13 protein-coding genes are annotated in these 17,981 nt (G+C 41.0%); 3 read left to right on the top strand and 10 right to left on the bottom strand.

Annotation, left to right across the window (positions count from 1 at the left end; genetic code table 11):
• Positions 1-38: 38 nt before the first annotated feature.
• From IFO66_RS18275 to IFO66_RS18230, 10 genes are all read right to left on the bottom strand, one after another.
• Positions 39-1,328, bottom strand: a complete 1,290-nt coding sequence (locus IFO66_RS18275; RefSeq protein ID WP_192026551.1) for an ABC transporter permease — start codon at positions 1,326-1,328, stop codon at positions 39-41.
• Positions 1,318-2,103: an ABC transporter ATP-binding protein gene (locus IFO66_RS18270; protein WP_192026550.1), complete on the bottom strand. Its 786-nt coding sequence runs from the start codon at positions 2,101-2,103 to the stop codon at positions 1,318-1,320. The genes IFO66_RS18275 and IFO66_RS18270 overlap by 11 nt, the downstream gene beginning before the upstream one ends.
• A gap of 134 nt (positions 2,104-2,237) precedes the next feature.
• A complete protein-coding gene (locus IFO66_RS18265; RefSeq protein WP_192026549.1) occupies positions 2,238-3,623 on the bottom strand; it encodes an ABC transporter substrate-binding protein in 1,386 nt (461 codons plus the stop codon).
• Between the two features lie 301 nt (positions 3,624-3,924).
• Positions 3,925-5,328, bottom strand: coding sequence for an ABC transporter substrate-binding protein (locus tag IFO66_RS18260; RefSeq protein WP_192026548.1), 1,404 nt, complete (start codon positions 5,326-5,328; stop codon positions 3,925-3,927).
• A gap of 194 nt (positions 5,329-5,522) precedes the next feature.
• A complete protein-coding gene (locus IFO66_RS18255) occupies positions 5,523-6,941 on the bottom strand; it encodes an ABC transporter substrate-binding protein (RefSeq protein ID WP_192026547.1) in 1,419 nt (472 codons plus the stop codon).
• A 394-nt stretch (positions 6,942-7,335) separates the two neighbouring features.
• Positions 7,336-8,745, bottom strand: a complete 1,410-nt coding sequence (locus tag IFO66_RS18250; protein WP_192026546.1) for an ABC transporter substrate-binding protein — start codon at positions 8,743-8,745, stop codon at positions 7,336-7,338.
• Positions 8,746-9,131: 386 nt separating this feature from the next.
• Positions 9,132-10,541 carry an ABC transporter substrate-binding protein gene (locus IFO66_RS18245; RefSeq protein WP_192026545.1) on the bottom strand — a complete coding sequence of 470 codons (1,410 nt, stop codon included), beginning with the start codon at positions 10,539-10,541 and terminating at the stop codon, positions 9,132-9,134.
• Positions 10,542-10,698: 157 nt separating this feature from the next.
• The gene (locus tag IFO66_RS18240; protein WP_192026544.1) at positions 10,699-12,105 is read right to left on the bottom strand and encodes an ABC transporter substrate-binding protein; all 1,407 of its coding nucleotides are present in this window, start codon (positions 12,103-12,105) and stop codon (positions 10,699-10,701) included.
• Between the two features lie 72 nt (positions 12,106-12,177).
• Positions 12,178-13,587, bottom strand: a complete 1,410-nt coding sequence (locus tag IFO66_RS18235; RefSeq protein ID WP_192026543.1) for an ABC transporter substrate-binding protein — start codon at positions 13,585-13,587, stop codon at positions 12,178-12,180.
• A gap of 203 nt (positions 13,588-13,790) precedes the next feature.
• A complete protein-coding gene (locus tag IFO66_RS18230) occupies positions 13,791-15,098 on the bottom strand; it encodes a DEAD/DEAH box helicase (RefSeq protein ID WP_192026602.1) in 1,308 nt (435 codons plus the stop codon).
• A gap of 269 nt (positions 15,099-15,367) precedes the next feature.
• Here IFO66_RS18230 and IFO66_RS18225 point away from each other — a divergent pair, with 269 nt between their 5' ends.
• The 3 genes from IFO66_RS18225 to IFO66_RS18215 all read left to right on the top strand — a co-directional run bounded on the left by IFO66_RS18225 (position 15,368) and on the right by IFO66_RS18215 (position 17,698).
• The gene (locus IFO66_RS18225) at positions 15,368-15,805 is read left to right on the top strand and encodes a LytTR family DNA-binding domain-containing protein (RefSeq protein WP_192026542.1); all 438 of its coding nucleotides are present in this window, start codon (positions 15,368-15,370) and stop codon (positions 15,803-15,805) included.
• Positions 15,806-15,819: 14 nt separating this feature from the next.
• Positions 15,820-16,248, top strand: coding sequence for a DUF3021 family protein (locus IFO66_RS18220; protein ID WP_192026541.1), 429 nt, complete (start codon positions 15,820-15,822; stop codon positions 16,246-16,248).
• 145 nt (positions 16,249-16,393) lie between these two features.
• Complete coding sequence (locus IFO66_RS18215; protein WP_192026540.1) at positions 16,394-17,698, top strand: alpha/beta hydrolase family protein; 1,305 nt, start codon at positions 16,394-16,396, stop codon at positions 17,696-17,698.
• Positions 17,699-17,981: the final 283 nt, after the last annotated feature.

The raw sequence follows: 17,981 nt of genomic DNA, 5'->3' as shown, positions 1-17,981 counted from the left end.
TAATCGGTAAAGAAGCTTGTACGTCCGGCTTTTTTTCATTAATCGTCATCATCTTCATCCTGCATCTTGGAGCGTCCACGAGACCAACGGGTGGATGCTACAATCACAGCCGCAAGCCCTACTGCTGCCATTCGATACATGATGGAAGTAGATCCTACGATAACAGGCACAAGCAGAGTAAGCGCAGAGAGGAAATGAAAAGCTGTACTAAATGTTAAAGCTGCATCTTTCTTCGCCTTAGGTGACAATGGATATAATTGATACCAAACATCATGCTTGTGAAGTTGGAATAAGGTCCGATTTTGCGCACCGATTGCTACAAGGAATAACAGCAGCAGCAATCCGTTCCAAGGCGTATCTTTGGCAAATGTGATAAGCAGCGTCCCGATTACGGTTAAACGCATCCATATGCCTAACCATTCACTGCGTATAATCGTCTTGGCCAACATGTAGTGGTACGCATAGGATTGACGGAACGAATAACGATTCCCAAGCCAGCTCAGCCAAGGACGCGCAAATCTTCGCTCATCCATAGCAGGCAAATCGACAAAGCTGCTTAAAAATTGCTGAATTCGCTGTTGATGAACACGTTCGGCCTCCATATGGGCATCCCAAGCAAAAGTTAAAACAGGAACACGACGGAGTGCTAGCAAATAAACAATGCCAATCACACCCGAGATCAGCCCTGCGGCGGGGATCGGAAACCACAACCAAGCCCAAATAAATAGTACGCATACGATCTTGCGTGACCATTCGAGCCAAAACAGAGAATCTTTATCTGTCACATGGCGCTCTATCCATACGCCGTAGGCTACGACCAGCTTCAATATGAACAGCACGATAAGCATCAACAAATATGGCTTAGGTGATGCATCCACCCGCTGATATAACGGCCAAATAGCTGTCCATACAGCTACCGTCAGCAGCAGACGTGGAATAAGGCTGTATCGGACACTTCGTCTTAAATACGGCTGCATTTTATGTGCAATACGCAGGAAAAATACACGATCTGCTTCTACGATAAAGGTTCGAAACGTCATATGAACAAGTGTAGGCACTAAAATAACTAGCGCCAAGAAGCGAACAGGAAAATCTGCTGGTACACGCTCCAAATAGGATGCATACAACGCTGTTCCTACAACAAATAAAAAAGCGATCATAAACCCGAATCCACTTCGTATCACATAGCCAACGTAAGGAATAATCGATAGCCAATACGATGTTACTCGATCCGCCCACAGCTTGTCTGGATGTATCCACTTGCGCACATCAGCTTGCTCGAACGAGCTTCGAGAACCATCTGCTGAACGCTCCACGCTATCTCTCATCAGGAACCTCCGACGATACGCTATCATCCCCAACCCAAGCATAGAACGCATCTTCTAGTCGAGCTTGCTCTGACATCGCTACCCCGCGAGCCTCAAGGCCCAATTTCAATTGTTGCGATGTACCGTCAATAAGTACCTTTCCATGATGAAGCAGGACGAAGCGATCGCAATATTGCTCAATTGTAGAAAGGATATGCGAGCTAACAAGCAAAGAAGCCCCTTCTTCCTTCAACCGTTTCATATATTGAAGCAGCGAGCGAATACCGAGCGGATCCAATCCTAGAAACGGCTCATCAATAATATAAAGGGGAGGACGTGCGATAAATGCACACATCAGCATCGTCTTCTGCTTCATTCCCTTAGATAAATGCTGTGCAGCCTTATGTAAATGAGCTTCCATATGGAATAACTTCGCAAGCTCATCAACTCGCTCTTCAAATTGTTGTTCGCTTACGCCATATGCAGTTGCAGACCATACCAAATGCTCATACACCGTTAACGCATCATACATGAGCGGCGATTCCGGCACATAGGCTATCGCTGAACGATATGCCTCGGCCCCGCTGTTAAGCTGCTTTCCATTGACTAACACTTGTCCCTGCTGTGGATCAAGCAATCCTAATATATGCTTCATCGTCGTACTTTTACCCGCTCCGTTCAAGCCGATCAAACCGACCATTTCACCAGGCTTCACAATAAACGACACTTGATGCAATACAGGTCTACCGATGCTGTACCCACCAGTTAATTGATTGACTTCTAATAAAGGATTCATCTTCCATTCACCTCTCTATGCCATTATATCGAATCCGCCAGCTAGAAGCGAATAAACAAAACACGCCCTGCCTGCTTACATGAATAAGGTGCTGGGCGTGCTCAATATCGTGCTTTTATTTTGCAGTTATCATGTTACGGTTTTTTCTTCGCCTCTACGAGAGCATGCTGCAGCTCAGGCAATAAATCTTGATAAGCTTGATCAGCAGATTTCTTACCCTCTTTCACAGCACTCAAAGCATTGCCTAATTTCGTATTCAGTGTATCGGCAAACTCCTTAGAAACATTATTTTTCCGTAACACTTCATCCAAAGTGTAGCTGTTTTTAGCAGGGCGCAGGATCGTAAAAGCTTCCATACTTTTACCTTCTATAGGCTGCTGATATTTGACGCGCGACGTCATCCTCCGGCTGGTACGCCCATGAATGCGAGCCATTTCCTGACCTGTGCTAAACTTGACTAACTCCCACGCTGCGCGCTTATTTGCTGAATCAATTGATATGACGAAAATTTCGGCAATCCTTACCCTGGAAGATTCATCAGGGTTAGCTGGATCAACAGGTAGAGAGACAATGTTCCATTCAAACGGCTTTGTTTTCTTTCCATCATAACCACCCTGCATCGCGTACTTGATTTCTTCGAACATCCAATAATAGCTGATAGACATTGCCGCCTTACCCGCTGGAAATCCCCCCTGACCATATCCCATATAATTGTTATCGTCTTGAACATTGACCTTTTTATTTTTCATCAAGTCCGCGTATTTCGTAAACAACGTCCTCCAAGCCTCACTATCCATAACGACATTCTCTGCTTTCTGATCAACAATTTGAAGATTCGACATACTTCCAAGGTGAAGTACGTAATCCGCTGGAAGCATGTATTCGGTGTGAAGACCATACGTACGGTCTTTATCATTATTGGACTTACTTTCGAATCGTTGTGCTAAATCCATCACTTGCTCGACAGACATCTTATGCGTTGGGACCTCTACACCTTGCTGCTTAAATAAATCGACATTGTAAAATAACGCGTCTGAACTAATCGTTCCAGATAATCCATATATAGCGTTCCCACCTTTTTCACGTAGAAAATCCATAACACCAGGTGCGAAGTCATCCACCGGATACTTTTCCTCTTGTATAATCGTATCGAGTTTATATAAAGTCCCTGAAGCTGATAAATGCTCATATTGGGATTGTTGCAAGATGGCGACATCTATGTTTTTACTTTTTATAAATTCAATCAGTTTCTTATCTCTGTCATCCCCTGGTTTTACAAATGATTCGAATTCTGAATTCTCGATCACTTCAAACTCTATTTCTGGAAATTTAACATTAAACGTATTGCCATACTCACTCATAAACAGTTCTGAACTGTGATACATGACCTTAATTGTTGCTGCACTATTCTCAGGAAGTTCCGGCAGTTCACTTTGATTTCCCCCTGTACATGAAGCTAACAACGAGACAACAAGACTTAGTCCCACAACCATCTTCCATGGACGTGCCCATTTGTACATAATGATTCCCCTCTCGATTTATTATCTATTGATATAAGCGTGAAAGAAATGATGAGCGTAAATGTAACTAATAAGCTTTGGGATCGATTCATAGGTGGGGTAGGTAAATAAGTGACTGAGGAATAAGAGGTAAAGCCAAACGTTGGTTCATATATATGTACCTAACATCATGTTTATCAATGAATATAATCTACCTTTTCCATATTCCTTGAATGAAGGCAAATAATAAACAAAGCACATCCTGCCTGCTTACCTACGTAAGCTGCTGGACGTGCTCTGCTAACAAGATTATATATGACTATTATTTTTTCTTCGCCTCTTCCTCGGCTCCTTTTTGCTTCGCCTCTACGAGGGCCTTCTGAAGCTCAGGAATCAGCTCGTTATAAGCTTGATCAGCAGATTTCTTACCCTCTTTCACACTTTTAAGTGCTTCATCCAACTTCATACTTAAAGTCTGATTAAACTCATTAGATATATCATTTTTTTCTAATATTCTGTAAAAGGGATAATTATTTTTCCCAGGACGCAGCATCGTAAATGCTTCTAAACTTTTTCCATCTTTATCTTTTTGAAAGTTTTTTCGCGCTGTCAGCTTCCGAGTAGAACGGCCATTTATTTTTGCCATTTCTGGGCCTGTCGTAAACTTTACAAACTCCCATGCTGCACGTTTGTCCGTCGCATGATTCGTTATCGCAAATATTTCACCCAATCTGACGCTCGAAGATTCATCAGGATTAGCAGGATCAACAGGCACTGTAACGGTATTCCACTCGAATGGTTTACTTCGCTCGCCGTCTTCACGTCGAGATGCATACTTCATTTCTTCAATCATCCAAGTACTGCTGAGAATCATAGCCGCCTTCCCTGCCGAAAAGCCACCATCATAAGAACCGCCTTGATTGTTATCCGTTACATTTATTTTATTGTCTTTCATCAATTCAGCATAACTAGTAAATAACTCTTTCCAAGCTTCACTGTCCATAACGACTTTCTCGGCTTTCTGGTCAATAACTTGAAGGTTAGTCATCTCCCCAAGCGATAACATGTGGTCACCTACAGAACCATACTCCGTATGAATTCCATAAATACGGTCTTTTTCATCGGACCCACCTGGGAATCGCTGTGCTAGGTCAAGTACTTGCTGCGCGGACATTTTATGTGTAGGAACTTCTATACCTTCCTTTTTAAATAAGTCCACGTTATAAAATAAGGCCATTGAATTTATCCCGCTAGGCAGTCCGTATATTGCATTGCCTCCTTTTTCACGAAGCAAATCAACAATGCCAGGATGAAAATCATCCATCGGATACTTTTCCTCTTGAATGAGCGTATCCAATTTATACAGAACTCCTGCCTTAGCCAGTTTCTCGTATTCTATCTGATGTGTCATAACGACATCTATTTTTTTCTTTTTAATAAATTCGGCAAGCTTCTTATCGGCATTTCCCTCTTCGGGTTTGAAAGAATCATAAAATTCATTAGACTCAACGACTTGAAACTCGATTTCTGGATATTTTACATTAAACGTATTTCCTAACTCAGTCATAAATGAATCTGCATTCCAGTGCATGATCGTAATTTTCCCCGCACCATTTTCAGGGAGTTCCGGCAATTCACTTTTACTCCCCCCTGTACACGCGGCTAATAACGAAACGACAAAACTTAATGCAATAACTAGCTTCCATGGACGAGTCCAACTCGACATGTTCATTCCCCTCTCTATTAAGGCAATTACTATAGTTATACTGTGTTATATGTATCTATAAACATAACCAAGCTACATTATATATCCATAATTTTCACGTTACAACTAATCTTCGCAGTAATGAAAAAACACGCCCTGCCTGCTTATATAGATAAGCTACTGGGCGTGCTCTGCGAAAGAGATCAGATATGCTATTATTTTTTCTTCTTTTTCTCTTCTGCTCCCTTACGCTTCGCCTCTTCAAGGGCCTTCTGAAGCTCAGGAATTAGCTCGTTATAAGCTTGATCAGCAGATTTCTTGCCATTTTTCACACTTGTAAGGGCCTCTTCCAATTTCGTAGCTAATGTCTGGTGGAATTCATAAGATATATCATTTTTTTCTAACGTACTCTGCATGGAATAATTATTTTTTGCAGGGCGCAGCATCGTGAAGGCTTCCATGCTTTTTCCTTCTACTTCTTTTTGATAGTTTTTACGTGCCGTCAATTTTCGCGTAGAGCGACCGTTAATTTTGGCCATCTCAGGACCAGTTGTGAACTTGACAAACTCCCAAGCCGCACGCTTGTCCACCGCACTGCTCGTAACCGCATATATTTCACCCAAGTTAACACTAGAAGACTCGTCCGGATTAGCTGGATCAACAGGCACTGTAACCATATTCCACTCAAATGGCTTACTCTCCTTGCCGTCTGGACCTTGACTATGAGATGCATACTTCATTTCATCAAACATCCATGTATAATTGAGAACCATAGCCGCCTTTCCAGCCGGGAAGCCACTTCCATAAGATCCACCTTGATTGTTCCTATCATTTATATTTATTTTATTATCCTTCATTAACTCAGCATAACTTGTAAATAGACTTCTCCAGCCTTCACTGTTCATAAGCACTTTTTCTGCTTTTTGATCAATGACTTGAAGATTTGACATTTCTCCAAGCGATAACATATGGCCACCTACAGAATGATACCCCGTATGGATTCCATAAATACGGTCTTTTTCATCGGACCCACCTGGGAATCGCTGTGCTAAGTCAAGCACTTGCTGCGCCGACATTTTATGTGTAGGAACCTCTATACCATGTTTCTTAAATAAGTCCACGTTATAAAATAAAGCCATTGAATTTATCCCGCTAGGTAGCCCGTATATCGCGTTGCCGCCTTTTTCACGAAGCAAATCAACAATGCCAGGATGGAAATCATCCATCGGATACTTTTCATCTTGAATGAGCGTATCCAGCTTATACAGATTTCCTGCCTTAGCCAGCTTCTCGTATTCCATTTGATGTGTCATAACGACGTCTATTTTTTTCTTTTTAATAAATTCAGTAAGCTTTTTCTCGTATTCTCCTTCTCCATTTTCTGGTTTGAAAGATTCATATAATTCTTTAGGATCGACTATTTGAAACTCAATCTCGGGATATTTCACATTAAATGTATTTCCCAACTCATTCATGAACTGGTCTGCACTCCAGTGCATGACCGTAATTTTCCCAGATCCATTTTCGGGCAGGGCAGGAAGTTCACTTTTACTCCCCCCTGTACATGCAGCCAATAATGAGACTGCGAGACTTAACACTACTACTAATTTCCATGGACGAGTCCAACTCGACATGTTCATTCCCCTCTCTATTAAGGCAATTATTATAGTTATACTGCGTCTACTGAGTTGATGAAGGTGAGAGTCTTGGTGAGCACAAATGACACAGCCTTACTAACATATGAAACTGAGACTATCATTTCATATAGAATGGTGTGCATCTGAGATGTGTATCTGGATGGATGACTGAGATTAGCGTAGGTAAAATGCTAGATGTAAGAGGAAGATCGTTAAGCAAAGTATCTGAGTTGCTTCGAAAACATATAGGTTCCTAGCAACATGCTCTACCTAAATTATATATCCATAATTTTCACATTTCAACTAACCTTGGCAGCAATGAAAAAACACACCCATCAAGCTTATCCAATAAGCTGCTGGGCGTGCTTCACTGACATGCTCCAATATTCTTCTATTTTTTCTCTGCTTTTTCCTTGGCGCCTTTTTGCTTCGCTTCTTCAAGCGCCTTTTGAAGCTCTGGCAACAAGTCTGAATAAGCTTGCTCCGCTGATTTCTTGCCATCTTTCACTGCCATTAATGCTTCATTTAATTTCATCGTCAACGTTGAGTGGAATTCCACCGATACGTCGTTTTTATTTAAGGTTTTGTATACATTATAGTTATTTTTCGCAGGGCGCAGCATCGTGAAGGCTTCCATGCTTTTGCCGTTGATTTCTTTTTGATATTTCGTGCGAGCTGTTAATTTTCTAGTCGAGCGGCCATTGATACGAGCCATCTCTGGTCCTGTACTGAACTTAATAAATTCCCAAGCAGCACGCTTATTTGGTGAATCATTCGTAACCGCAAAAATTTCTGAAAGCTCTACTAAAGAAGACTCATCCGGACTAGCTGGATCAACGGGTACCGTGACCATTCCCCATTCGAATGCTTTTCCTGGCTTCCCATCTGGACCGTAGCGCTGCGTTGCATACTTCATTTCTTCAATCATCCACTGTTGACCAATACCTAGAGCAGACTTGCCAGCAGCGAAGCCTGGATCATACGCTCTGTTAGGACTCTGGTCATTCATATTGATCTTCCCACTCTTTACAAGCTCTGCATAATCGAGAAATAGTACTTTCCAAGCCTCACTATCCATAACTACTTTTTCTGCTTTTTGATCGATAATTTGCATATTTGAAGCCTCACCAAGAAATATAAAATAGTCCGCTATATTTCGGTATCCTGTATGGATGCCATAAATACGATCCTTTTCGTCTTTGGATTTGCTATCAAACCTCTTCGCTAAATCCATCACTTGTTTCACATTCATTTTATTTGTTGGTAGCTCAACTGCATGTTTCTTAAATAGATCGACATTATAAAATAGAGCCTGGCTGTTAAACACAGTAGGCAATCCATACAGTGCATTGCCACCTTTCTCACGAATCAAATCGATCACACCAGGAGCGAAATCATCGACTGAATACTTTTCATCTTGAATGATCGTATCCAGCTTATATAACACCCCTGCCGAAGCAAGTTCCTCGTAGTTGCCTTGATTCAACATCGCAACATCTACTTTTTTATTTTTAATAAACTCTATAAGTTTCTTATTACCATCATCTTCTGGCTTTAGTGATTGAAAATACTCCTGCATCTCAACGACTTCAAGTTCAATCTCAGGAAACTTTACACTGAATGTGTTGCCAAACTCGCTCATAAACTGCTCTTCACCATAATGCATAATCGTAATTTTCCCGGCCCCATTCTCAGGAAGCTCTGGCAGTTCACTCTTATTCCCCCCTGTACAAGCAGCTAACAATGAAACAACAAGACTTAATACTACAACCAACTTCCATGGACGAGTCCAACTAGACATGATCATTCCCCTCTCTTTAACTAATTCATTATAGTAATACTGCGCCTATATATTTCTTTAGCTTAGATAGTTATTAACGATCATGATGAGAAGTTAAGACGCAGCGTTTACTACCGATTAAAGCGCTTACGTATTGTGCCGTTTCAGTTTGTGTTTCAAGAAATGTGATGGAAGAATTGAAAGTGAAGTGAATTTCGCTCTCTAGAGGTAAATTAAGTTTGAATTTACTACCTATGGATAAACATCCATATATGTTCTTGCTTAAAGTATAAAACCACATTTGCCATCATACAACTGAGGCTGTGTAACGATTTATTATAGAAATCAATGAATATAAAACGACCAGCAAGTCCTTATGGATTTACTGGTCGTGTCTTATACAAGGGTTATTTCTTAACCTTATCTTTTTGCGCAGCGCCTTTTTCTCTAGCCACATCCAACTGCTGCTGAAGCTTTATTTGCAGTTCTTCATATGCTTGTTCCGTAGTCTTTTTTCCTGAAGCAATATCCTTAAAAGTAGTATTTAATTCCGTAAATAGATTTCGGAAAAATTCCTGAGACACCTTATTTTTATTCAGCGTTTCAAATAAGAATGGTGAATTGGTCGCAGGTTTCAACATCGTAAATGCTTCTACACTCTTTCCAGCCATATCCTTTTGATATTTGGTTCGTGTCGTCAGTTTCCCTTCCGATTTTCCTGTAATCTTAGCCATTTCAATACCTGCGCTGAACTTTATAAATTCCCATGACGCACGTTTGTTAGGCGCATCCTTCATCATCGATAAAATACTAGCCAGTGAAATTATTTTTGATTCGTCTGGTCGAGATGGATCAACAGGGATCGTCACCATCCCCCATTCGAACGCTTTATGCTTTTTCCCGTTTTTATCGCTTAAATATTGCATGGTTTTCATTTGTCCTATCGACCATTCTTCTCCTATCATCATCGCTGCTTTTCCATCATAAAACCCAGGTCCAAATACATTGCTCGCGCGCTCATAATAATTGAGCTTTTTTCCCTTTACAAGTTCAGCATATTTGAAAAACAAAGTTTTCCACGCCTCACTATCCATCACTATTTTTTCCGCTTTCGGATCAACTAGCAGCAAATTGGACATGTCTGCAAGGTTAATTAGCATGTGTCCAAGTTCCTTACTTTCAGTATCAAATCCATAAATACGATCCTTGTCATTTTGAGATTTATTGTCAAACCTCGCTGCAAGCTCTAGCACTTCATTTACAGACATCTTGTGTCGAGGAAGCTCAACTCCATACTCTTTAAATAGATCTACATTATAGAACAGGGCACTAGCACTAAAATGAGCAGCTAATCCATACAAGGCATTACCGCCCTTTTCACGCAGTAGGTCAATAACTCCGGGATGGAAATCATCAATTGGATACTTTTCATCTTCAATAAGCGAATCTATTTTATATAGTAATCCATCCGATGAAAAACGCTCATAATCACCCTGATGCAAAATGACAACGTCAAGCCGCTTGTCTTTCACAAATGCGAGCATCTTCTCATGGTAATCATCATCCGGTCCAATCGATTGATGCATCTCCCCCGTTGAAACTACTTCAAACTCAATATCGGGATACTTCACATTGAAAGATGATCCGTAGTCCTTCATAAACTGCTCTTCGTTCCAGTACAACACTCTAATGGTGCCTTCCCCACTCTCAGGCATAGGAGGAAGCTCACTTTTATTTCCCCCTGTACAAGCCGTCAGCAGCACGACAACAAGACTTATGATAATAACTTTTTTCCAGTGGCGATACCGACTTAACATAATTATATTTCTCTCCCTACCTATACATTTATTTTCATGATGTTCTTAAGCGTCTTATCTGTATAAACAAAACGAATGCTGCACTTTGTGACAGCATTCGTTTTTATTTGTGTTCTATTATGTTTTTGTTGTCGATCGATACGTGCCTTATTCCCACTTACTTCTTCTTTTTTGCTTGTTCTTCTTGTCCTTTTCGTCTAGCTTCATCCAGATGCTGCTGAAGCTCTGGTACTAGCTCCTCATAAGCCTGCTCTGCCGTCTTTTTCCCATCGACAACAGACTTAAACGCCTTATCAAAGGCCTTCTCTGCATTTACAAAAAAGGAAGTCGCGGATACGTTATTCTTTTGCATGGTCTCACGAACCGCTGGAGCATTGGACGGCTTCAACATCGTAAACGCCTCTACGCTCATTCCATATAGATCCTTCTGATATTTTGAACGTGTCGTCAACTCTCCTGAAGATTTCCCTCTAATTTTGGCCATTTCGATACCAGCACTAAATTTAATAAATTCCCATGCCGCTCGCTTATTCGTCGAATCTTTCGTCATCGCAAAGATGTTGATCATTTGAATCTCGGATGATTCATCTGGCATAGCTGGGTTAATAGGCACCGTCACCACCCCCCACTTGAACATCTTTTTATCTTTGTTATAATCCTGAGCAGCTTTCATTTGCCTCATCATCCATGTATAACCTATCGTCATCGCCGATCTTCCTTCTCCGAAGGATGGATCATAGTTGTTATAACCATTTGACGCAGCTATGTTCCACTTCTTGTCCTTGATAAGCTCCACAAATTGAATAAATAGTGATTTCCAGGCTTCACTGTCCATGAGAATTTTCTCAGCTTTCTGGTCCACCATCTGCAGCCCCGCCATGGACGCAAAAGTTTGCAACATATGTCCGCTAGGCATAAATGTACTATTCATTCCATATATACGTTCACTATCTTTTTGAGATTTGCTTTCAAATCGCGCTGCAAGCTCCAACACCTCAGACACGGACATTTTATGCCGTGGCAGTTCTACACCATATTCTTCAAACAAATCTACATTGTAGAATAGAGCAGAAGATTGAAACGCAGTTGCTAGACCATACAGCGTATTTCCACCTAACTGCCGCAGTTGTTCAATAACCCCTGGATGAAAGTCATCAATCGGGTAGTTTTCTTCTTTTACAAGTGAATCCAACGGATATAACATGCCCTGACTAGCTACCTGCTCATATTCTCTTTGACCTAGCAGCACCACATCTAACTTTTTCTTTTTTATAAATTCAATTAACTTCTCCGTATAGTCATCATTAGGTTCTACGGAACTATAAAATTCACTCGCTGGCACAATTTCAAATTCGATATTCGGATACTTCACTTTAAATGGAACCGCATAGAAGCTCATAAATCGCTGTTCGCTATAGTACATCACTCGAATTTTACCTGAACCATCTTCAGGAAGCTCCGGGAGCTCACTTTGAGCTCCTCCTGTACAAGCTGATAACATCGTCATAACGAGAATAAAAATAAGCAGCAGCTTCCCATGACGTCCAACATCTATCTTTTTCAACGTCTGTTCTCTCCTTTTTTATATCTACTAGAAGATAGAATTATCGAATTTTCCTCACACCGTAGTTACCACTTACTTTTTGGGCTTATCCTTTTCTTTCCCTTCTTTTATTCTAGCTTCATCCAAACGCTTCTGTAGCTCTGGAAGCAGATCCATATAAGCCTGTTCTGAGGATTTCTTCCCATCCACAACCGACTGAATAGCCTCATAAATAGACTGATCGATCTGTTCAATAAATGACTCCGATATGTTATGTTTACCAATTGTCTCTTCGAGAGAAGGAGAAAGAGAAGGCTTAAGCTTCGTAAATGCTCCCATATCTGCTCCCCATAGATTCTTTTGATATTTCGTACGTGTCGTTAATTTACTAGAAAAACTGCCATGAACTTTAGCCATTTCTGGACCAGCGCTAAACTTGATAAACTCCCATGCCTCGCGCTTGTTGGTAGCATCTTTCATCATGGCAAAGATACCGCCAAATCTGACCATTTGAGATTCATCGGGCTTAGCTGGGTCAATAGGAATAGAGACGATATTCCATTTAAATGTTTTTTTCTTGTTACTTTGATCGTTTAATTGAGCATTTCTAAGGTTGTCCATCATCCATAGATCCGCTATAAGCATAGCCGACTTGCCCTCAAGGAATCCGTTAGCATAACCATCTTGCCTGTCTGGCGCAATAAAATTCGTCTTCTTGTCTTTCACTAGCTCAGCATATTGGATAAATAGCGTTTTCCATGCCTCGCTGTCCATTACGATTTTTTCTGCTTTCGGATCAACAAACTGTAAGCCGGCCATAGATGCAAAAGATCTGAGCATCCTACCAGGACTCATATACTCGCTATGTATCCCGTTAACACGATCTTTGGCATGATTGGATTTACTTTCAAATCGCTCGGCAAGCTCCAACACTTCATTTACCGACATATTAGGTCGAGGCAGTTCCACTCCATGCTCTTTGAATAAATCTTCATTGTAGAATAAGGCAGCAGACTCAAAGTGTGAGGATAATCCATACAAAGAATTCCCTCCCATCTGACGTAGAGTATCAATCGTACCTGGGTGGAAATCATCAATTGGATATTGTTCATCTCGGATAAGTGAGTCTAGTGGATATAGCAATCCATCATTCGCAATCTTTTTAAATTCTTCTTGATTTACCATCACGACATCCAGCTTTTTTTCTTTTATAAATTCGCTCCATTTTTCGATATAGTTATCATCAGGCCCAATAGAGCTATTCAGCTCTGCCAGAGGTACAACTTCAAACTCCATATCGGGATACATCACATTAAATGGCGTCCCATAATCGAGCAAAAATTCTTCTTCTCCCCAGTACATGACTCTGATTTTACCGGTACCATCCTCTGCTAGAGGAGGCAGTTCACTCTTACTACCTCCTGAACAAGCGGCCAACATCGTAACGACCAGACTTAATACAAGCAGCAGCTTCCACGGACGTGCATCGTTCTCTCTTTTCAACTTCTCCACTCTCCTTCTAAATTACTAGATAATAGACACCATCTTTTGGTTTTATAAATCCATTACTTTTCCTTTAAAAGGCATAAAAGAATTATCCTTTGTTCATAAATTTGTAAATTCTTAATTTTCATTCACTATTTACACCATAAAAAAAGATGCTAGCGACTAAACGCTAGCATCCTTATTCTTAACGTATTTTACTGTTATTGTTGCGGTCGACCTTTATCACCGTTTTCTTGCTGCTTCGCTTTCAACCACTTTGGCGCACCTTTACTCTTCTTATCGCGATGGCGCTCATTCCCCTTACGTTGGGAACCAGCTTGTCGAGTTTCAACTGGCTTGCGCGCTTGAGGCTTGCGCTTAACCACTCCCTCTTCAACAAGACGTACTTTGCCATCATTGTACGACCATTCTTGAATTTGGATGTTAAGTTCACGCTCGAACTTACGCATAATGAACAGCTCACGTTCCGTAATCAGGTTGACAGATATCCCTTTACGACCCATACGACCTGTTCGCCCTGCACGGTGAACATAATGCTCCGCATTGATTGCAGGCTGCAAGCTGAATACGATCTCCAGATCAGCAATATCCAAGCCACGAGCAGCGACATCCGTCGCTAGCAGCAGCTGGAATTCCCCTTCACGGAAGCGGCGCAGTACCTGAACGCGTTCCTGCTTCGGAGCATTCCCATATAAAGTGCCTACTGATAAATGAGCATACTTTAGCTTCGATTCCCATTCGCCGATCATGTCCGAATCATTGACAAATACAATGGAGCTCTTCGGATTGTAATGACGTACAAGGCGTCTGAGCATATCAATTCTGTCGCGCTCCTCTGATACGATAAAGGAATGCGTAATCGTGTCCGCAACACGCTTGTCCGGTTCAATACCGACATTTACAGGATCGTTCATCCATTTCGAGGCAAGCTTTTTCACTTCAGCAGGCAGTGTTGCAGAGAAGAACAACAGCTGACGATCACGCAAGGCGCGGTTCATAATCTGCTCGATATCGCCTGCTCCGCTTTGACGCAGCACATGATCTACCTCGTCAATGATGATTGTGCGAACTTCGTGCATTTTCAGCTTTTTCATATCCAGCAACTCGCGAATACGACCTGGCGTACCCACCGCAAGTTGTGGACGCTGCTTCAGCTTATCCAACTGTCGGTTCAATGCAGCACCTCCAATAAGCGGCGCCACGATAAGCCCTTCTGCGCCAGCAAGCGCTTCTGCCTCACGCACGATCTGCATCGCCAGCTCTTGTGTAGGCGCGACGACTACTGCCTGCAGTGCGCTTTGATCCAGCTGTATGCGCGTAAGCACTGGTAATAAGTAAGCTAGTGTCTTACCTGTACCTGTTTGAGATTGCGCCAATACATCGCGCCCTGCTACCGCAGCTGGGATCGCTTCCGCCTGTACAGGAGACGGCGTTACGATACCGCGCTGCTCCAGCTTATCGGCATAAATATCATCTATAGATAATTGTTTAAATGTTAAAGTCACGATTCACTTTCCTCTCTTCTGCATCCCATCGATGATTGCTCTTCCTATCATTATAACGAATGAAGGAGCATCCTCCAACTTTCTTCATGATTCGAGCAATAATCAACGATAAACTAGGTAAATCAATATACATTTTTTTGCATCAGATTATCATAGAACACCTTTTGCTTTAACACTACTTATGTTACAGTTCAAGTTATTGCGACTGCGGTAAACATAAATATTTTAAATTGCATTTACAATTTATATAACCATCTATAGTAGGTGTTATCATGAAAATTTCAATCGAAGAAATAAATAAAGATCTTGAAGAAGAGATTCTCATCAAATGCCATGAGGTGGATCAGGAGATTTACGAGATCGTTAACATTTTGAAAACAGAAACCCTCATCCTGCTTGGTTACCATAATGATCGTGTTCATCGTATTAAGCTTAGCGATGTCTTTTACTTTGAGGCAGTTGACGGAAAAGTTTTTATTTACTGCAAGGACAAGGTTTTTGAGATAAAACAGAAGCTTTATGAGCTTGAGGAACGATGCAGGGAGAAAACATTTTTTCGTGCATCAAAATCAACGATTTTGAACATAGCTATCATTTCATATATTCATCCATCCATAAGCGGTAGATTTGAAGCAGTACTTGATAACGGAGAACGTGTTGTTATATCCAGGCAGTATGTGCCTGTCCTGAAAAGGATGCTTGGAATATAAATGGAGGGGCAATAATGAAACTTTCTCAATTTATAAAAGAGACCATCCGAGATTTCTTTACCATCTTCGGATCCATCATCATTATCATTACACTTTTGCGGCAATTTTTTCATCCCGATCTAGCCTTTGATTTGAAGTCGATTTATACGATTATGACTTTTTCAATGATTGGTGCATTGCTTGGATTTATTATGTATTCTCGTAAGGATCTAAGTGAGAAGCAAACGCGTGTAAGAATTGCTATTCACTTTATTGCTTTGGAAATCATCCTAATTTCTCTTGGAATTATCATTGGTGTTATAAACAGTCCATTAAGTGTAATTATTCTTGCCTTACAAGTTGCAGTAGTCTACGTCATCGTTCGTCTGCTGGCATGGCACAATGATAAAAAAGTAGCCAATAGCATTAACGAAAAACTAAAGTCTTTTAAGAAAAATATTTGAGAGCAGCGGTAAGCTAAATAGCTTATCGCTCTTTTTTGCAACTTATTGCCCCGCAGCTACAGCTTATTGCTTTTTTATATACATCCTTTTAACCGTTTTCTAAGATGGAATCAAAAATCAATAGAAACGAAAAGGAGTAGCTACTATGGGAATGTTAGTACTGTTTGTCACTCTAATGATCGAATTTGTGTTAGCAATATATTGCGTCGCAACGAAGCAAATCCACTCCAAACTCAGAAGCTGGGTTCGAATTGCTATATTTTCAACATTTGTCCTTCTCACACTTTCATCCGTTATCATTTGGAGTTTTAGCTGGGTATTGCTTGCTATACTTCTTTTCATACTGGCTGTAATCGGATCGGTGTCACTCATACGCAACAAAGCAAATACCAAAAAGTACAAAGGCTCTCGGATTATCGGGAAAGCAAGTATGATGACATTGGCGTTGGTAATTGCACTTGTACCTGCTCTTATTTTTCCGCAATATAAATTACCAAAGGTTACAGGTCAATATGATGTTACAACAACCACTTACACCTACACAGATGAAAACCGGATTGAGGAATTTACCGACACCGGCGAAAACAGATTTGTTAATGTACAATTCTGGTATCCTGAAAATGCTGATGGAACCTATCCACTATTAGTATTTTCACACGGCGCATACGGTATTAAGGAAAGCAACACCTCAACCTATACTGAGCTTGCAAGCCACGGCTATGTAGTCGTTTCCATCGATCATCCCTATCATTCCTTTTATACGGTTTCAGATGACGGGACAACTACGCTAGTCAATACAGAATATATGCAGGAAATTAGTAATTCCAACACAGCGGGTAGTTACACAGCAGCAGAAGGCTATGGGCTCATTCAAAAATGGATGAAGCTACGTACAGACGATATGAACTTTGTAATGGATACGATTCTTCATCGATCCGAAAATGATAGCGACCCCATTTATCAGCTTATTGATACTGAGAAAATAGGTGTTTTCGGCCATTCGATGGGTGGTGCAGCAAGTGTTTGGGTGGGTAAAGAGCGTGATGATGTAAGTGCGGTTGTCAATATTGACGCTCCGTTGTTTAGTGAGCTTATTTACAATACAGAGATTAATAATTTTGAAGCAAGTGGGGATGTGTATACGACCCCGCTTCTTAATATCTATTCTGACGATGTTTGGGTACAACTTGATACAATCTCCACTTATGCCGCAAACAAGACCATCGATATGAATTCTACTGAGTCATACACCGTTCATTTTGAAGGTGCAAAACATTTAAGTCTGACGGATTTGCCGTTATTCGCTCCTATCTTTGCAAATTTTCTACAAGGTGAAAAAGCATCCATTGATACCTACTACTGTATTGAAACTCAAAATGAGCTGATTCTGAAATTTTTTAATTATAAACTAAAAGGTACTGGCAGTTTTGAATTTGAGCCAACTTATTGAGCAATTATGCGTATATTCATATAAAAAAGGCAGCCAAATGGCCAATGTCATTAAGTTAAGGCACAGGATCAAAAATTAAGAACAAGAGTAGGTCTATCGAAAAAAGATAACCTGCTCTTTTTTGCGCAAAAATGAGAAATAGCACTTGACAAGCAGATGAAAATGTATAACGTAGCCCCTTGAAAAAACGAGGAGGTTACGCCAATGAATGAGTACGCGAATTCGCTAAAAGAAACACTGACATCCCTCATAAGAGAAATGTCAGCCGCACCAGCACCTTATG

Source organism: Paenibacillus arenosi, assembly GCF_014841135.1.
GTDB classification, from domain to species: Bacteria; Bacillota; Bacilli; order Paenibacillales; family Paenibacillaceae; genus Paenibacillus_B; species Paenibacillus_B arenosi.
The sequence above is the reverse complement of the archived record's forward strand: the minus strand, read 5'-3'. Positions and strand labels throughout refer to the sequence as shown.

Coding starts and splice junctions, on each gene's coding strand:
- IFO66_RS18265 (WP_192026549.1), bottom strand. CDS start 3,623: ATGTACAAATGGGCACGTCCATGGAAGATGGTTGTGGGACTAAGTCTT.
- IFO66_RS18215 (WP_192026540.1), top strand. CDS start 16,394: ATGGGAATGTTAGTACTGTTTGTCACTCTAATGATCGAATTTGTGTTA.
- IFO66_RS18255 (WP_192026547.1), bottom strand. CDS start 6,941: ATGTCGAGTTGGACTCGTCCATGGAAATTAGTAGTAGTGTTAAGTCTC.
- IFO66_RS18225 (WP_192026542.1), top strand. CDS start 15,368: ATGAAAATTTCAATCGAAGAAATAAATAAAGATCTTGAAGAAGAGATT.
- IFO66_RS18245 (WP_192026545.1), bottom strand. CDS start 10,541: ATGTTAAGTCGGTATCGCCACTGGAAAAAAGTTATTATCATAAGTCTT.
- IFO66_RS18220 (WP_192026541.1), top strand. CDS start 15,820: ATGAAACTTTCTCAATTTATAAAAGAGACCATCCGAGATTTCTTTACC.
- IFO66_RS18250 (WP_192026546.1), bottom strand. CDS start 8,745: ATGTCTAGTTGGACTCGTCCATGGAAGTTGGTTGTAGTATTAAGTCTT.
- IFO66_RS18260 (WP_192026548.1), bottom strand. CDS start 5,328: ATGTCGAGTTGGACTCGTCCATGGAAGCTAGTTATTGCATTAAGTTTT.
- IFO66_RS18275 (WP_192026551.1), bottom strand. CDS start 1,328: ATGAGAGATAGCGTGGAGCGTTCAGCAGATGGTTCTCGAAGCTCGTTC.
- IFO66_RS18270 (WP_192026550.1), bottom strand. CDS start 2,103: ATGAATCCTTTATTAGAAGTCAATCAATTAACTGGTGGGTACAGCATC.